Here is a 17040-nt window from a genome sequence, read left to right on the forward strand (position 1 = left end):
GATCGTTTTATCGGGAGCACCGTCTTACTGTTGGGGAGCAACTAGACACCACAGGTATTTTGCTGGCGTTATTTCGGCTGCTCGCCATCGGTTCCATCAATGCCCGAACATGGTGCTCATATGCTCGCGGGCATCGGCATCATATTGACGTTGAGATAATACAGATCGCCCCACCGATTGTCAGCACAACGATCGCCCAGGCGAGAAGGAACGCAAGGAGGGTCCAGCGTCCATCCGATTGGGCTGCTCGACTGGGATGATTGCGGCGCGCAGTGGATTTGCTCCCCAGCTTTTCAGCCAAGGCAGCGCAGGTGAGTGCATCTACATAATCCTCGGATTCATCCTCCTCGGCCTTTCCTTCGGACAGTCCTCAAGGCCGGTGAATAGCAGCTTTCACCCAAGCATCGTTACACCGGCGCAGGCAGAAAAGCGACTGCGTCGTGGTTTATCGGCGCCAGCTTTGCGCCGCTCGCTGCGCTGTTTCTTGCTGCGAGCCCGCAGGCCGGTGTTCCGTCCTAGTGGCGCGTCGGCTGCGCTGACGGCGCTTCCAAGAACTCGGCGAAAGCCGAATCATCGCCCAGGGCGTACAGTCGCAGCGGATCGTCCGGCGTCATGCGACCGGCCTGCACCTCACGCCCGGTCACATCACGAAGTCGGCTACGGTCCAGCACGCCATCGAGAAGGCTTTCGGCCCGCAAGAACATCCAAATCTGGCTTTGCCGATGAGCGGCAAAAGCGTGGAGATCGCCCCCCGTTTCTTCGAGATGCACCGCCACTAAGTCACAGACAAGATTGAAGATCCGCATGAGGCCAATTCGGCTCTCCTCATCGGTGATGGCCTCGTGCAACTGCAGAACCTCGTCACGGAATGCGGCAAGCGGAATAGCGTCGCCCTCATTGTAAGCCATGAGGCGATTCCAAAGATCTGTGACACGCTGATCCATCATCCTGCCTTCCGTCCGTTTTAGCGATGAAGCCTTTCTCATCACCGCTGCGGGGGCTGTGCAGCATTGTCAGGGTACGCCGCCCTCAGCCTGATCCCCCTAATGGGATGCCTTGAGGCACAAGCCTATGCAAGGCGGAAAGAAAGTTCTCTTTCAGCTCAAAGCAGGCGATCTCTTTCCTGGGCCTCGACAAGGCCGTTCTTACAGTCTTTCTCGTTCCGATCCGAGGCATTTCGGCTTCGGTGCGTGGCGGCCGATCTTGGGCCACAAGCCGCGTCATGGATGTTGTTACGCCCTGCCAGGCCCCCGAAAGAGGGGCTGCCGCCTGGCAGGATACAGCCGTTATTCTCTCCACTGCGGTCGATAGGAGCGTTGAAACGCTATCCTGAAGCCGTACAGCTTCCCAACGCTGTGGTTGGGCATACCGGGCATTCCAAGGCGCGCACCTTGTGTCGGTATGTGGGAGAATGAAGGACGTGGGCACTTAGCAATCGATGCCACCTATATCGGGCGGCAGTTCTGCACAGCAATCCCTACAGGACGCAAAGCAAGCCCTATGTCCAACTCGGCACCATGGGCGAACTATGGGTCGGCTGTCCTTCCTCCGGCGCGCCCGCGATCTTGGGTCTCGCTCGATCAGGTTCGCGCGCTGCTGGGCATTTCCGGCATCGACAGGATCGCCAGGGAGAATCTTCTGGACGTGACTGTAAGCTGGCTGGCCTTACTGCGCTTGGCAAGGAGCTGAGGCTGCGATCGATTTCTGCGATGGCGGGCTCGTTGCAGTGTCCCGTATCACCGACGCACCAGGACCGGCACTGTCAGCCTGAGACTGCAGCGGTTTGCCGTTCTTGGTTAAACGCTGCGGCCTTCCTTATGGGAGCGGGTATGGCCAGAGCGCGACCGCCCCGCTCGAATGGTGATCGCATGAATTTGCAGCAGATTCATTCGTTGTCATCGGCGTTGCGCTGACCCGGCAATCGGCGCGGTGCGATCATTGCCCCGGCCAGGGCGACAGCGCCACCGATCAGCGTTGCGAGCAATCGGTCGGTTTCCGCGCCTTTGATCTCTCCGCCCGCCAGCGCGATCATCAATATGACGCTCATGGTGATGGCCGCGCTCAGAACCGCGTAACGCGCTTTCTGGAACCCGAACGCACAACCAGCGGACAACACAGCAGCACCCGCCAGCGGAAGCGGTACCGCAGCCAGCAGATGCAGCACTATCGTCGCAAGAACAATGCCGGCGACCGTGCCGCCAATTCGCTCGATGCCACGTACACCGGTATCGCGTAGCCCCGGCTTGAGAACGACCATAGCGGTCAGGGCAGCCCAGTAGCCATGCTCGACACCTGCCTTGTCCGCGGCGACTTTTGCGATGGTGATACACAGCGCCGCTCGAAGCGCGTGGAGCAGCATTTCCTGTCGGGTCGCCCGATCGCTGCGCGCTGCCGGAATTTCTTTTCCCTCGCCGATCACTCCCACCATCAATCCGACCGCTGCGATCTGGATCGCAGACCCACCCGCCACCAACACAGCCCGGCGCAGACCATCGAGCACGCTTCCGGGGAAGTGCAGCGCCAGCAGAAAGGCAATGATGATCTGGAGCCAGACCCACCACAAATCGATGTCGCGGCTGATCAACGCACCGCAAAGGCCTCCCATCAGGGCTGTCGCCGCCAGTGTCACATATGGATCGTTGCCAAGGATCGTGCCGATAAAGGCGACAAGTGTCATGCCGATTCCAGCCAGCGTCATCGCGGCCCATCGATTATGAAACACTCGCTTGGTCGCCCCGAAGCCGACCGAGAACGCCGCACCCGCTGCGATGGAGGCCGGCATCGCGGCGCCGGCACTCACACCGCCCACAAGCAACAGGGCGAACCCTGGCATCGCCAACAAAGCACTATGCGTGTTGAATCGAAATATATCTTTGAACTGAGGCATCAATCGGGGCGCCCTCCTGCAGGACACTCCTATCGTGATGATCTCGCGCTTGCCACATGCGCATGCGGACGAGAGCGGCATGTGCGACATGCATTGCCGTTTCATCACTGCCGGCTACGGCTTGCGACATGCCACGAAGCTGCCAGCAGGGTTCTCCCGTCGAGGAGCCCTTCACATCCTCGGTAATTCGGGACCTTGGGCGGTGCATTTCAATGCAGTGCGGCGCGCGGTCCACTCCGGGACTTTCCTTTCGCAGAACGCTTCCTCAACCGGTATCGGCGGGTAACCCTTCATAGCCTGTCACCAACCCTACGGACCGGATCAACGCGCAGACCGTCCCCACAATCTCGTCAGGCGGCACCGCCGCCCCTACGGCCCGCGCCAGCTCCGGGGTTCTGCCCTGGCTGTGATAGCGAGAGAGCGGGCCAATCAACCGCATCAGATCTGGCGAGGGCTCGGGCAACCCGTTCCTCAAGGCGTCCAGCAAGGCATGCTCGAGATCGAGGCCGATTTGCCGGCGGATCAAGTGGTCGTGGTAGCCTGCCTTCAAAAGGATCGCCTTGAGCCCAAACTCGGTAGCATAGGCGGCATGGCGGACGAGGACATCAAGCCCGTATTTCGGCAGGGTCTCCTCCGCTGTCTCCAGGAAATACAGGGCGTGACGGTAATGAGACACCGCCAGAATCCGGTCGAAGTCCTGGGGGCGGTGATAGAGGTTGAGGTTGTGGGATGGGTGATTGCGCGCTCCGGGACGAAGCGAATGCGGGAGGGCATCGTCCCCGATGCACCCGAGCAATTTCCCAAAGGCCTGAGCGAGGTGCATCTCTTCTTTAGCTGAGCTGCGTGTGCACTTCGCCAGTCCCTTGACCGTGCCCAGCCCATGGCGCCGGTACCAGGCGAAGGCAGAATGCTGCGGTTCGGGCAGCCTCATGGCAGCGGCCGTAATCCTGTCAAAACGCGCCTGCGCCTTTGGCTCCCGCGGTCCATCCATTGCGCGGTCGTAGAGAACGATGCCCGTGTCATAGCGATCCGTCAGGAAGTGGTTGTCTTCAACGCGGAACCGTTTGGGCTCATCGATGGTGAAGATGGACAACGTGATCGTCGCCAGGTGATCCACTTCCGCTTTAATGATATGTCGGGCCTCATCCAGATGGCGTGCCCTTCCCTTATTGAACTCGGGATCGACGAATGCCCAGAGTTCGAATTTGGAGAGTTCAAGTTGGTGCTTGTCGATCTTTTGCGGATCGGCGTTGTCGCCCACGAGCATGAGCCAGTAGAGCGAGCCGTACCCGAACGCACGTTCCTGCCCGTCATCGAGACAGGCACATAATATCCGCGTCGTGCGCTCGATCGCTATTCGGTCGTGGGGACATAGATGCATGACGCGCGGCGGAACGCGCTGTCGCAGCTTTTCGAATTCCTCGACAGTGACGTGATCGCCCGTACGGCCCGATAGGGAAGGTGCATCGTCTCCACGGCTTTCGTGCATGGGAATCTCCATCCCGCATCCATGGCGGATGAGGCGGAAGTGCCGAGGCGGATGCGGTGACGATCCCGAACTCCCGCGCACTGGACGCGGGAGCCGCCGGGACTGCTAACACGCAAATGACATGCGCCGCCGTCTTTCACCCGAAGGTTTGGACATGCACGGCGGCATCCCGGAAAACAGAGTTTCCCGAGCTTCCTTGGCCATTTGCGGGATTAGCAGTCCCGGCCCTGCCCTTTTCGCAGCGCCCTCGCCTTCTAGCACTCAACCATAGGGAAGCAAAGTTTGCTGATGCCGTTCCTTATCCCGACCAGCGAGCCGCTGATCGCGGGCTAGCGACAGCCCCATGCACCGGTCATCGACACCTTTGCCTGGTGCGGCGACGTAGATTACGCGGCGATGCAGATTGCGCGGGAACGAGCCGAAGGCATTAGGGATTAGGAGAATCTGCGAAGGAGAGGATCGATGGCTGCACGTCCCTATTGGAAAGGTCAGATCCGACTGGCGCTGGTCTCCATTCCCGTTGAAATCTATTCGGCGACGAGGAGCGGCGCCACGATCGCGTTCAACCAGATTCATGAGCCCTCGGGCCAGCGGATCAAGTATGAAAAGGTCGTGCCGGGGATCGGCCCGGTCGACGTCGATGAGATCGTCAAGGGCTTCGAATATGCCAAGGGCGAATATGTCCTGCTCGACGACGACGAGATCGAGGGGGTCAAACTGGAGAGCAAGAAGACGCTCGAGTTGACCCAGTTCGTCGATAGCCATGACATCGACGCGATCTATTTCGAGAAGCCCTATTATGTCGTGCCGGCCGACGATCTCGCCGAGGAGGCCTTCATCGTCCTGCGCGAGGCGCTCCGACGCACCCGCAAGATCGGCCTCGGCCAGCTCGCTATGCGCGGACGGGAATATGTCGTCAGCATAAAAGCTTGCGGGCGCGGCATGGTGATGGAGACACTGCGATACGCCGATGAGGTCAATAAGGCGACGAGCTATTTCCGCGAGATCGGCGATACCGATCCGGACGAGGAATTGCTCGACCTCGCCACCACCTTGATCGACAAGAAGACCGGCAAGTTCGATGCGAGGGAGTTTCACGATCGCTATGCCGACGCGCTCAAGGAGCTGATCGAGCGCAAGAAGAAGGGCAAAACGCTTAACATCGAGAGCGATGACAAGGGCAGCGATTCGCGTGGTTCCAACGTCGTCGACCTGATGGCCGCGCTCAAGAACTCGCTCGGCTCATCGGGTGGTGGCTCGTCCAAGGCGGCGGCAAAGAAGACCAGCAAGGCTGCCGCGAAACCGGCCGCCAAGAAGGCTGCGGCCAAGCCGGCCACGAAACCGGCTGCGCGCAAGCGGGCCTGATCCGTGGCGGACAGATCAGACTCGGTAGCGGCGACCGTCGACGACGATGCAGCGTTTGCCGAAGGCGCCATCACGCTGTGGGCCAATCTGCTGACGTTGATCGGCACGCACTTGCGAGAAACCGGCACACCCCGCCAGGAAGTGCTCGACATGCTCACCATGCTTCATGAGACCAATGAGGAGACGATCCGGTCGCCGCGCGCGCGGGCCGTCGCTTCTCGCCATCTGATGTCGGTTTGTTGATTGCTACTGAGATGTGACCCGGGGTTTCCATTGAGAAATGACCCGGGTGGGTACGGGTTATGTGCTGCCGATGACCGGCAGGTTCAAGATGTTGGCTTCTCCTTTCTGGTTTTGGGCGCAGCGGTGCTGGCGCGGAAGCGGAAGCTATCGTTTCCGGTCTCCAGGATGTGGCAGTGGTGGGTAAGCCGATCGAGCAGCGCGGTTGTCATCTTGGCATCGCCGAACACGCCGGACCATTCGCTGAAGCTTAGGTTGGTGGTGATGACGACGCTGGTGCGCTCGTACAGCTTGCTGAGCAGATGGAAGAGCATGGCGCCGCCTGATGGGCTGAAGGGCAGGTAGCCCAGCTCATCGAGGATGAGCAGGTCGAGGCGTAGCAGGCGTTCTGCCAGTTGGCCGGACCGGTTCAAGGTCTTTTCCTGCTCAAGCGCGTTGACGAGATCGACCGTGGAGAAGAAGCGGGCCTTCTTGCGGTGATGTTCGACAGCCTGGACGCCCAGCGCCGTTGCGATATGGCTTTTGCCGGTTCCGGGCCCGCCGATCAGCACGACGTTGTCGGCGTTTTCCATGAAGTCGCCCTGGTGAAGCTGACGCACTAGCGCTTCATTGATCTCGCTGGCGGCAAAATCAAAACCAGCCAGATCCTTGTAGGCCGGGAAGCGGGCCGCCTTGATCTGATAGGCGATGGACCTGACCTCCCGCTCGGCCATTTCTGCTTTCAGGAGCCCAGCCAACATCGGCAAGGCAGCATCGAAGGCAGGCGCGCCCTGCTGGATCAGTTCGTCGGCGGCCTGAGCCATGCCGAACATCTTGAGGCTGCGCAGCATGACGATGACCGCAGCGCTGGCGGGGTCATGACGCATGGCGGATCTCCCTCAGCCTGTCATAGCGAACGACATTGGCCTCGGGCTCCTGCGTCAGACGCAGTGCCTGAGGCGCATCGATCGGCGCTGCTGGAGGCGCCTTGCCATCGATCAGTCGATGCAACACGTTGAGAACGTGGGTCTTGGTGGCGACACCAGCTTCCAGGGCTAACTCAACCGTCCTCAGGACAGCCTGCTCGTCGTGATGAAGAACCAGGGACAGGATCTCGACCATCTCTCGGTCGCCGCCTGGGCGCTTGAGCAGATGGCCCTGTAACTCCCGAAAGGCCTCGGGCATCTCGAGAAAGGGTGCACCATTGCGCAGGGCGCCGGGCTTGCGCTGGATCACCGCCAGATAATGCCGCCAGTCATAGATTGTGCGTCCCGGCTTGTTATGAGAACGATCGATAAGGCGGGCATGTTCGCACACGATCTGGCCTTCGGCCGCTATGACAAGACGATCCGGGTAAATCCTCAGGCTGACCGGACGGTTCGCGAACGAAGCAGGCACCGAATAGCGGTTGCGGTCGAAGGCGATAAGGCAGGTTGGCGATACGCGCTTGATCTGCTCGACAAAGCCATCGAAGGGCCGGCCCAGCGGCATCAGGCAGGACGCTTCCTGGGCATGCACATCGGCCACAGTGCCGGGCATGGCGCCATGCTGGATCTCGCTCCATTGGGCGATGCATTGAGCTTCCAGCCAAGCGTTCAGTTCAGCCAGACCAGGGAAACTGGGCATCGGTTGCCACAACCGGCGCCGGGCATCCTGGACATTCTTCTCGACCTGCCCCTTCTCCCAGCCAGAAGCCGGATTGCAGAAATCCGTCTCGAAAAGATAATGGCTGGCCATTGCAGCGAACCTGGCATTGACCTGCCGCGCCTTCCCCGTCCCGATCTTGTCGACAGCGGTCCTCATGTTGTCGAAGATGCCGCGCTGCGGCACACCACCCAGCACCCGGAATGCCTGCGTCAGCGCGTCGAACAGCATCTCATGGGTTTGAAGCAGATAGGCTCGCACGATGAAGGCGCGACTATGCGCGAGTTTGGTATGAGCGACCTGCAGTTTCGTCACTTTGCCGTCCAGCACGGCATAATCCTCGCTCCAGTCGAACTGGAAGGCCTCGCCAGGCTGGAAAGCCAAAGGAACGAACGTCCCGCGTCCGCTGGTCTGCTGTTCATACTGAAGCTCGGTCCGCCATCGGCGGGCAAAGGCGGCCACCCGGTTATAGGAGCCATCGTAACCCAGCTCCACCAGATCCACGTAGAGTTGCTTGGCGGTCCGCTTCTGCTTGCGGGATTTCTTGGATTCCACCCGCAGCCAAGCCGACAGCTTGTCCGCGAAGGGATCGAGTTTGCTGGGGCGCACCGGAACCCTGAAACTGGGCTCCACCGCATCGGAACGCAGGTATTTGCGAATGGTGTTGCGCGATAGGCCGGTCCGTCGCTTGATCTCCCGAATGGAAATCTCCTGCCGGAAATGCCATCGGCGGATCACACTGAGTAAGTCCATGTCGATCACTCCGAGACCCTCCGACTGACAGCCGGAGGGGAGGGAAACATGGGTCAATTCTCAGTGGAAACTTATAGCGCCCCCGGGTCACATCTCAGTGGCAATCAACAGTCGGTTTATCGTGCCCTTGGCGAAGCCTGAGCGATCAGGCGTTCGGCCCGAAGCGCCGCCGTTCGGGATCGCGTGCGTAGCGAAAACGGTCCTTGATCAGCTCATTGAAGAAGCTTCCGGCCGAAGCCGCATGGCAGAAGCCCTCGAAGGTCTCGGCCGGCACGTCATAATAGAGATATGTGCCAGTATCGCGAAACGAGATCGACAGGATGCCGAGATCGTCATCGAAGCCGATGCGATCGATCATAGCGGACTGAGAGAAGCGGTGCGCGCGCATATCTGGAGAACTGCGTATCGTTGCGTGTCGTTCCGGGCGTCGCGTCATCTGGAACCCATAAGATGCCGAGGCGATCCTGCCGCACTTGCAAATGCTGGCATGGCAGGCTCGTCGTAAGATGGCAGAGGTCAGCGACGACGAGCTCCGCGAGATGGCGCAGCACCGGGGGCTGAGACTGGTCAAATCGCGGCGGCGCAAGCCCGGCACCGGCGACTTCGGGAAATATGGCCTGACCGATGCGGGCGGCAAGGCGCTGCTCGGTATCGGCTACGATGGCCTGACCGCGAGCGCCGACGACATTCAGGACTATCTGCGTAGCAGCGAGCAAAGCACATGGAAGCAGTCGGCCGACGCGACGCCCGACCGACCTGCCCCCAGAGACAAACCCCGCCCGGCCGAGCCCGAGGAGGACGAGGAACCCATCCGCCGCCGGGCAAAACCGGTGTTACGAGATCGTCCGGCGCCGCGTAGACGAGAAGAGCCAGGTCCGGCACGGAAACCTTCCAAGAAGGCGCGTCCGCAGCCTTCACTCCGGCTCGTCCCGAAAGCTGAGCCAGCGCCCCAGCCCGATCCCGAGCCTTTGCCCGCACCCGAACCGGAGTTGCGTATTCGCGCTGTCACCGCGAACGATGCTGGTTCGCTGGCGGCGCTTCTCGGCCAGCTCAGCGGCGTATCGCTCGGTAGCAGGGAGGTCGCAGACAATCTCGCGGCAGCCCGAAAGGCGAAGGCCGGCATGGTGGTCGCCGAGCTGGGCGATATCGTCGGCTGCTGCGGATGGGCGGTTGTAGCGACTGTCCACCGCGGCCCGATCGGGCGCGTGACAGTGCTCATAGTCGACAAGCGCCATCGTCGCCGCGGCGTCGGAACGGCGATGGTGGCGGCCGCCGAGACCGCACTGGCGAAGGCCGGCTGCCGTCAAATCGAGGCGATGAGCGACATCACGATCGACAACAGCCACAATTTCTTCCGCTCTCTGAAGTTCGAACAGGCAAGCTATCGCTTCGTCCGCACGATCGGCGAAGGGGCGAGCGGGGAACGAGTGCACCACCGTACGAATTAACGGGGTGATCGGAAATCAATATGGCCAGAGCCTCGAGAGCGAACAACACTTCGGCCGACGAGCGCCTCGCAAGATATCGCGAGAAGCGCGACTTTGACCGTACGGCCGAGCCGTCGGGCGCAACCGAGCCGACGAGCGGCAACGGGTTCGTCGTCCAAAAGCATGCGGCGTCACGCCTCCACTATGATTTCCGCCTCGAACTGGACGGCACGCTGGTGAGCTGGGCGGTCACTCGCGGGCCGAGCAGCAATCCCGACGACAAGCGCCTCGCGGTCCGCACCGAGGATCACCCGCTCGACTATGCCCGGTTCGAAGGCACGATCCCCAAGGGCGAATATGGCGGCGGCACGGTGATGCTGTGGGACAATGGCACCTGGGAATCGATCCCCGGCAAGGATCCTCGCCAGACGCTGCCCGAAGGTCACCTCCATTTCATTCTTCACGGCCGGCGGATGCAGGGTGAGTGGATCCTCTTTCGTCTGAAGCCGCGCGGCAAGGAAAAGGGCGAGAACTGGATTTTGCGAAAGGTGCAGGATGAATTCGCCGGCGGCTCAGACGATCTGATCGGCACCCATCTTACCAGCGTCGATACGGGGCGCACGATGGAGGAGATTGCAGCGGGCAAGGCTGTGCGCAAGCGCAAGGCGGGCGCCAAAGCGTCACCTGCGGCGGCCGGCAATTCCAGAACGCCCGCCGCCGCGCCCGCCCGCCGCAAGAAATCTGGCCTATTGCCGCCGTTTCAGCCGGTGCAGCTGGCCGCGCTCGTCGATCATGTCCCACCGGGCGATCGCTGGCTGCACGAACTCAAATATGACGGCTATCGAACGCTCCTCGCGATCGGTGGCGGCGAAGGGCGCGCCTATACGCGCTCGGGTCTCGACTGGTCCGATCGGTTCGCCGGGCTGATCACCGACGCGTTGAAGCTGAACGTCGGCAGCGCGCTGATCGATGGCGAGGCGGTGGTGACCCTTCCCGACGGCCGTACCAGCTTTCAGGCCCTGCAGGCGGCGCTCAAAAGCGATCCTGACGCGATCGACTATTTCGCCTTCGACCTGCTTGAACTGGACGGCGAGGATCTGACCCGGTCGCCGCTGATCGAGCGAAAGGAGAAGCTGGCGGCGCTGATCGGCGAAGCCAAAGGGCGCATCCGCTATTCCGATCACATCGTCGGCAATGGCGAGAAGCTGCTAGCCAGCTTCTGCGGCGCCGGCCTCGAAGGGGTGATCTCGAAGCGCGCCGACGCGCGATACAGCGGCTCGCGCTCGGGCACTTGGCTCAAGACCAAGTGTATCCGCCGGCAGGAGTTCGTCATTGTCGGCTGGACGCCCTCGGATAAGCAGCGCGGGTTCCGCTCGCTGCTGCTCGGCGTCAACGAGAATGGGAAGCTGCGCTATGCCGGCAAGGCCGGGACCGGCTTTACCGCCGATGAGATCGAGCGGCTCATGGAAATCATGGCGCCGCTCGCGCGCAAAGGCCCGACCGTCGACGCGCCCCGCGCCGCTGTTCGCGGCGCGCATTGGATCGAACCCAGGCTTGTGGCCGAGATCGCCTTTGTCGAGTTCACCGACGAAGGCGTGCTGCGTCATCCGAGCTATCTTGGGCTTCGCGAGGACAAGAAGCCCGAAGCCGTCGTGCTGGAGACCGAGACACCGGTTGCCATCGCGACCACCCCGGCCCGCAGCAGCGTCAAGATCAGCAATCGCGAGCGGGTGATCTTTCCGGAAGGCAAGCTCACCAAAGGCCAGCTCGCCGATTATTATGAGATCGTCGCGCCGATCATGCTGCCTTGGGCCGGCAGCAGGCCGATCAGCCTCGTACGCTGTCCGCAGGGTCGATCGAAGAAATGCTTCTTCCAGAAACATGACGCCGGCAGCTTTGGCGACGACGTCAAACAAGTCGGCATCCGCGAGAAGGACGGCCATGACGAACCCTATCTGTTCGTCGATACGCCCGCCGGCCTGCTCACCTGCGTCCAGATGGGCACGATCGAGTTTCATGGCTGGGGCGCGCGGATCGAGGATGTCGAGAAGGCTGATCGCCTGGTTTTCGATCTCGATCCCGACGAGGGACTGGATTTCCAGGATGTCGTCTCGGCGGCGTTCCATGTGCAGGACGTGCTCGCTCAGATGGGTCTCACGACCTTCCCGATGGTCACCGGGGGCAAGGGCGTCCATGTCATCGCGCCGCTCACGCCCTCGGCCGAATGGCCGGTAGTAAAGGACTTCGCACATCGCTTTGCTTTGGCGCTCGCCCAGGCCGAGCCGGGCCGCTTCACCGCCGCGTTGGCCAAGGCGAAGCGCACGGGCAGAATCTTCATCGACTATCTGCGCAATCAGCGCGGCGCGACCGCAGTCATGCCCTATAGCGCGCGGACACGCGAATATGCGCCGATCGCGGTTCCGCTGACCTGGGAGGAACTGCGCGATCTCGACAAGCCATCGCACTGGCATATCGGCGATGGAGCGGAGATGGTGAAGCGCGCGGCGTCGAAGAACCTTGCCCATTGGGGGCGCGCCGATCAGATCCTTCCCGACCTGTGATCATCGCAACCTACAATGTGAATGGGGTCAATGGCCGCTTGCCGGTGCTGCTGCGTTGGCTGGCCGAACGCCAGCCCGACATCGTCGTCCTGCAGGAATTGAAGGCGCCGCAGGAGAAATTCCCGCTGCGAGCGATCCGCGATCTTGGCTATGATGCGATCTGGCACGGGCAAAAGAGCTGGAACGGCGTCGCCATCCTCAGCCGTGTCGGCGAGATTCACGAAACCCGCCGGGGTTTGCCCGGCGATCCCGATGACAGTCACATCCGCTATATCGAGGCGGCGGTCAACGGAATCCTGATCGGCGGCCTCTATCTACCCAACGGCAATCCCAGACCCGGCCCCAAGTTCGACTATAAGCTCCGTTGGTTCGAGCGCCTGATCGCGCATGCTGCGGGGCTGCTTGAAACCGGCCTGCCGGTGATGCTCGCCGGGGATTTCAACGTCATGCCGACCGAACTGGACGTCTACAAACCCGAGCGCTGGCTCGACGACGCGCTGTTCGCGCCCGAGGTGCGCGCGGCTTATTTCCGGCTGCTCGACCAGGGCTGGGCCGACGCATTGCGCATCCTCCACCCGGGCGAGACGATCTACACATTCTGGGACTATTTTCGGAACGCCTACGCCCGCAACGCCGGTCTCCGGATCGATCATCTGCTGCTCAGTCCGGTGCTCACCGACCGGCTCACCGACGCGCAGGTGGACCGCCACGTGCGCGGCTGGGAAAAGACCAGCGACCACGCACCGGTCTGGATCGAAATTGCCGGCAAGCCGGTACGCCGCCGGAAGTCCGCATCGGCAAGGAAGAACGATGCGATGTCGTGATATTAGAGGCTTTTCCCTGAACGATTTTCCCCGAGTGCGCTGAATGACGGGTTTGAACCGTACCGACAGGTCTATCGTAGCTGGCTGTCCTTGCTCCCGCGCCGGTTGATCCCGACAGCGCGCATATTCGCATCCCGCTTCGCCTGGCACGCAACGCAGGTCCGCGTACCCGGCAAGGCGGCGCGGCGAGCCTGCGGAATGTCCTCGCCGCAATCGTCGCATTCGTCGCTACCTTCGCCCGTCGGCATCATGCCTCGGGCTCGCAAGACAGCATCGGTCACCGTATCATCGATCTGATCCTGTACGGCGCCATCGCGCGCCCATCCGTTCGCCATGTCGGATTCCTCGATCAAGTAATTGCGACCCCCCTAGATAGGGAGCGACATAAGCGATTACAAAGATGCACTCGAATGCGAGCGGTACCCGCCTATGAAATCTTTGTCCGCCAATGAGGAACGTCGCCATGGATCATTCTGAAGCCTAGGCTATCTTGTCCTCGTGAGCTGCAGGAATGCTCCACTGCCTAAATGCGGGCCGCCCAATTTGGCAGGTAACGAGCATCATGTTAATTTCTCCGCGAGGAGAACGATATGACCCGCGTCGCCCTTTATGCCCGCTATTCCGACGACAAGCAGAGTGCTGCCTCGATCGAGGATCAGTTCCTAATATGCCGGGAGCAGGCGAAGCGTGAAGGCTGGCATGTTATAGGCAGCTACAAGGACGCTGCGATCTCCGGCGCCAGCGTTATCCTGCGCCCCGGCATTCAGGCCCTCGTTCAGGACGCACAGATGGGCCGGTTCGATGTTCTGCTCGCGGAGGCGTTGGATCGCGTATCCCGCGATCAAGCCGACGTTGCAACGCTCTACAAGCACCTGCAATTCGCTGGCGTGAAGATCGTCACGCTGGCTGAAGGCGAGGTGTCCGAGCTACATGTCGGCCTTAAGGGCACCATGAATGCCCTGTTCCTCAAGGACCTTGCGAAGAAGACCCATCGTGGCCTGCGCGGACGCGTCGAGAAAGGCAAGTCTGGTGGTGGCCTGTGCTACGGCTATGACGTTGTTCGCCGCTTCTCCAGCGAAGGCGAGGCAGTCCATGGCGAGCGCAGCATCAATGCCGTCGAAGCCGAGGTGGTGCGTCAGGTCTTCCGGCAGTTCGCCAACGGACTCAGCCCTCAGGCGATTGCGCGACGCTTGAATGAAGCAGGCATACCCGCGCCGACCGGCACACTTTGGACGTCGACGACGATCCGGGGGCACGCAAAGCGTGGGACCGGTCTGCTTAACAACGAGCTCTATATCGGGAAGCTGGTCTGGAACCGGCTTCGCTATCTCAAGAATCCTCAGACCGGCAAGCGCGTGTCACGGATCAATCCGCAATCGGAATGGATCGTCACCGACGTCCCCGATCTACGGATCGTCGATGAGGAACTGTGGCAGGCAGCCAAGGCAAGACAGGAAGATATAGCGGTCCAGTATGCCGGCGTGATCGAAGCGACGCGCGCGGCACACAACAAACTGAACCGAACCCGTCGGCCGAGGAGCCTTCTCTCCGGCCTCGTTTACTGCGGATGCTGCGGCGGGTCTTATACCCTTCGCGGGCAGGGGCGGTTTGCGTGTTCGAACCATATCGACACGAGAAGCTGTTCGAACGGGCATAGCATCTCTCGTGAGAAACTGGAGGCGCGGGTTCTCGATGGCCTCCGCGATCGGATGATGAGCCCCGAAGTGGCCGCCAAGGCCATTCGCACCTGCGTAGAGGAGACCAATCGTCTGAACCGCGAGCGCCGGGCAACCGACACGGCAGATCGCGCTGAACTCGAGAAGGTTTTGAAAGCGATCAAGGGCGTTCTGGACATAGTGGAAGAAGGCAAGGGAACACGCACCCTCGTCGACCGCCTTCTCGATCTGGAAGCACAGGAGGACACCATCCGCGCCCGTCTAGCTGCCGCGCCGGCTGATGTTCCGGATATCCATCCCAACATCGCCGAGATTTATCGCGGCAAGGTCGAGCGCCTGGCAGACGCCCTGGTCTGTCCCGAAGAGCGCGAAGAGGCCGCCGACGCCCTGCGCGGGCTCATCGAGCGCGTCGTCCTGACGCCGGGCACCAGGCGCGGCGAAGTCAACGCTATGCTGCATGGTGAATTCGGTACCATCCTGGATTGGCTGGAGCGGCAGCAATCCGCCAAAAACGATACCGCCCCCGGCGCTGGTGCGTCGGAGGTGTCCGGTATGTCGGTATCGGTGGTTGCGGGAGTAGGATTTGAACCTACGACCTTCAGGTTATGAGCCTGACGAGCTACCGGGCTGCTCCATCCCGCGACACTGGGCTTTTGTGTGGCCCTGATAAGCAAAAAAGGGCGGCTTTTGGCCGCCCTGTTTTGTAACATTGTGATGGGTTTTTTATCCGTTGCTATGCGCGTGCTTCAATGCCTGGCGACGCCCTACTCTTCCAGTGCTTGAGCAATAGTACCATCGGCGCAGACTGGTTTCACGGCCGAGTTCGGGATGGGATCGGGTGGGTCACAGACGCTATGGTCACCAAGCAATGAAGCAGGCGCATAACTGCGGGTTTTTAATCGATACCGTGCACAATTTTGAGTGTTTGATGTTCGTATATCTGGGCTGGCTTAAAACCACGCCATCAGCGTCTTAGCTGTTTCCAGCATTGTCGTTGATGGTGGGACTCTTAAGCGCGAACAGAGCAATTAGGACTGGTTAGCTCCATGCGTTACCGCACTTCCACATCCAGCCTATCAACGTCGTGGTCTACGACGGCTCGATGAAATCTTATCTTGAGGGAGGCTTCCCGCTTAGATGCTTTCAGCGGTTATCCCGTCCATACATAGCTACCCTGCTGCGCCACTGGCGTGACGACAGGTACACCAGAGGTATGTTCAACCCGGTCCTCTCGTACTAGGGTCAACTCCTCTCAAATTTCGACGCCCACGGCAGATAGGGACCAAACTGTCTCGCGACGTTCTGAACCCAGCTCACGTACCACTTTAATTGGCGAACAGCCAAACCCTTGGGACCTGCTCCAGCCCCAGGATGTGATGAGCCGACATCGAGGTGCCAAACGATTCCGTCGATATGAGCTCTTGGGAATCATCAGCCTGTTATCCCCGGCGTACCTTTTATCCGTTGAGCGATGGCCCTTCCACGAGGGACCACCGGATCACTATGACCGACTTTCGTCTCTGCTCGACTTGTCAGTCTCGCAGTCAGGCGGGCTTATGCCATTGCACTCTAACAGACGGTTTCCAACCGTCCTGAGCCCACCATCGCGCGCCTCCGTTACTCTTTAGGAGGCGACCGCCCCAGTCAAACTACCCGCCACAGAGGGTCCCTGCACCGGATAACGGTGCGAGGTTAGACATCAGAAAACAACAGGGTGGTATTTCACCTATGGCTCCACATCAACTGGCGTCAATGCTTCAAAGCCTCCCACCTATGCTACACAGTTCTTTCCTAATGCCACTCTGAAGCTGCAGTAAAGGTGCACGGGGTCTTTCCGTCTAACCGCGGGTACTCCGCATCTTCACGGAGAATTCAATTTCGCTGAGCATATCCTGGAGACAGTGGGGAAGTCGTTACGCCATTCGTGCAGGTCGGAACTTACCCGACAAGGAATTTCGCTACCTTAGGACCGTTATAGTTACGGCCGCCGTTTACCTGGGCTTCAATTCAGAGCTTGCACTCCTCCTCTTAACCTTCAGGCACCGGGCAGGCGTCAGGCCCTATACGTCGTCTTGAAGCCGACTTAGCAGAGCCCTGTGTTTTTGCTAAACAGTCGCTACCCCCTGGCCTGTGCCCCCCATCAAAAGTTGCCTTAAGATGGGGCCTCCTTCTTCCGAAGGTACGGAGGCAATTTG

General features: G+C 60.8%; 13 protein-coding genes, 1 tRNA gene, 2 rRNA genes and 1 pseudogene (1 of these 17 cut by a window edge). 6 read left to right on the top strand and 11 right to left on the bottom strand.

The genetic code is table 11. The features are described from left to right. Window positions 1–515: 515 nt before the first annotated feature. The 3 genes from N6H05_RS17935 to N6H05_RS17945 form a co-directional block, all read right to left on the bottom strand. Window positions 516–947 (bottom strand): hypothetical protein, encoded by a 432-nt coding sequence (locus N6H05_RS17935; RefSeq protein ID WP_234415533.1) that lies wholly within the window; start codon window positions 945–947, stop codon window positions 516–518. 938 nt (window positions 948–1885) lie between these two features. Then, on the bottom strand, window positions 1886–2887 hold the full coding sequence (locus tag N6H05_RS17940) for an FUSC family protein (protein WP_004212623.1): 1002 nt from the start codon (window positions 2885–2887) through the stop codon (window positions 1886–1888). Between the two features lie 265 nt (window positions 2888–3152). Continuing rightward, a complete protein-coding gene (locus tag N6H05_RS17945) occupies window positions 3153–4376 on the bottom strand; it encodes a HEPN domain-containing protein (RefSeq protein ID WP_279776309.1) in 1224 nt (407 codons plus the stop codon). Window positions 4377–4838: 462 nt separating this feature from the next. Here N6H05_RS17945 and ku point away from each other — a divergent pair, with 462 nt between their 5' ends. After that, window positions 4839–5741: a non-homologous end joining protein Ku gene (ku, locus tag N6H05_RS17950; RefSeq protein ID WP_103094710.1), complete on the top strand. Its 903-nt coding sequence runs from the start codon at window positions 4839–4841 to the stop codon at window positions 5739–5741. 3 nt (window positions 5742–5744) lie between these two features. After that, complete coding sequence (locus tag N6H05_RS17955) at window positions 5745–5984, top strand: hypothetical protein (protein ID WP_284110932.1); 240 nt, start codon at window positions 5745–5747, stop codon at window positions 5982–5984. 83 nt (window positions 5985–6067) lie between these two features. Here the strand turns inward: N6H05_RS17955 and istB are convergent, their stop codons facing one another. From istB to N6H05_RS17970, 3 genes are all read right to left on the bottom strand, one after another. Beyond that, on the bottom strand, window positions 6068–6847 hold the full coding sequence (gene istB / locus N6H05_RS17960; RefSeq protein WP_284110934.1) for an IS21-like element helper ATPase IstB: 780 nt from the start codon (window positions 6845–6847) through the stop codon (window positions 6068–6070). Beyond that, the gene (istA, locus tag N6H05_RS17965; RefSeq protein ID WP_284110936.1) at window positions 6837–8357 is read right to left on the bottom strand and encodes an IS21 family transposase; all 1521 of its coding nucleotides are present in this window, start codon (window positions 8355–8357) and stop codon (window positions 6837–6839) included. Before istA ends, istB begins: the two co-directional genes overlap by 11 nt. A gap of 145 nt (window positions 8358–8502) precedes the next feature. Then, window positions 8503–8715: a KTSC domain-containing protein gene (locus N6H05_RS17970; protein WP_103094708.1), complete on the bottom strand. Its 213-nt coding sequence runs from the start codon at window positions 8713–8715 to the stop codon at window positions 8503–8505. A gap of 148 nt (window positions 8716–8863) precedes the next feature. Between N6H05_RS17970 and N6H05_RS17975 the strand changes: the two genes are divergently transcribed. Genes N6H05_RS17975 through xth form a run of 3 tightly spaced genes read left to right on the top strand, consistent with a single transcriptional unit; the run spans window position 8864 to window position 13169 of the window. Continuing rightward, window positions 8864–9805 (top strand): GNAT family N-acetyltransferase, encoded by a 942-nt coding sequence (locus N6H05_RS17975; protein ID WP_284110939.1) that lies wholly within the window; start codon window positions 8864–8866, stop codon window positions 9803–9805. A gap of 20 nt (window positions 9806–9825) precedes the next feature. After that, complete coding sequence (ligD, locus tag N6H05_RS17980; RefSeq protein WP_284110941.1) at window positions 9826–12345, top strand: DNA ligase D; 2520 nt, start codon at window positions 9826–9828, stop codon at window positions 12343–12345. After that, entirely contained in the window at window positions 12342–13169 is an 828-nt protein-coding gene (gene xth / locus N6H05_RS17985; RefSeq protein ID WP_048939609.1) for an exodeoxyribonuclease III, read from the top strand. Before ligD ends, xth begins: the two co-directional genes overlap by 4 nt. 71 nt (window positions 13170–13240) lie before the next feature. Here xth and N6H05_RS17990 read toward each other — a convergent pair whose 3' ends face one another. Then, complete coding sequence (locus N6H05_RS17990) at window positions 13241–13504, bottom strand: DksA/TraR family C4-type zinc finger protein (protein ID WP_004212606.1); 264 nt, start codon at window positions 13502–13504, stop codon at window positions 13241–13243. Between the two features lie 255 nt (window positions 13505–13759). Between N6H05_RS17990 and N6H05_RS17995 the strand changes: the two are divergent. Then, a pseudogene (locus N6H05_RS17995) lies at window positions 13760–14812 on the top strand (recombinase family protein); the annotation flags it as partial. A 294-nt stretch (window positions 14813–15106) separates the two neighbouring features. On the opposite strand, the gene N6H05_RS18000 reads toward N6H05_RS17995, so the two are convergent. The 4 genes from N6H05_RS18000 to N6H05_RS18015 form a co-directional block, all read right to left on the bottom strand. Next, window positions 15107–15346 (bottom strand): hypothetical protein, encoded by a 240-nt coding sequence (locus N6H05_RS18000; RefSeq protein ID WP_037491491.1) that lies wholly within the window; start codon window positions 15344–15346, stop codon window positions 15107–15109. 64 nt (window positions 15347–15410) lie between these two features. After that, window positions 15411–15487 (bottom strand) — tRNA-Met (locus N6H05_RS18005). Between the two features lie 109 nt (window positions 15488–15596). Next, window positions 15597–15711: ribosomal RNA gene (rrf, locus tag N6H05_RS18010) — 5S ribosomal RNA — on the bottom strand. 143 nt (window positions 15712–15854) lie between these two features. Then, window positions 15855–17040, bottom strand: a 23S ribosomal RNA gene (locus N6H05_RS18015); it runs 1606 nt beyond the window's last position.

Origin of the sequence: Sphingobium sp. WTD-1, assembly GCF_030128825.1 — a bacterium.
Classification (GTDB): Bacteria; Pseudomonadota; Alphaproteobacteria; order Sphingomonadales; family Sphingomonadaceae; genus Sphingobium.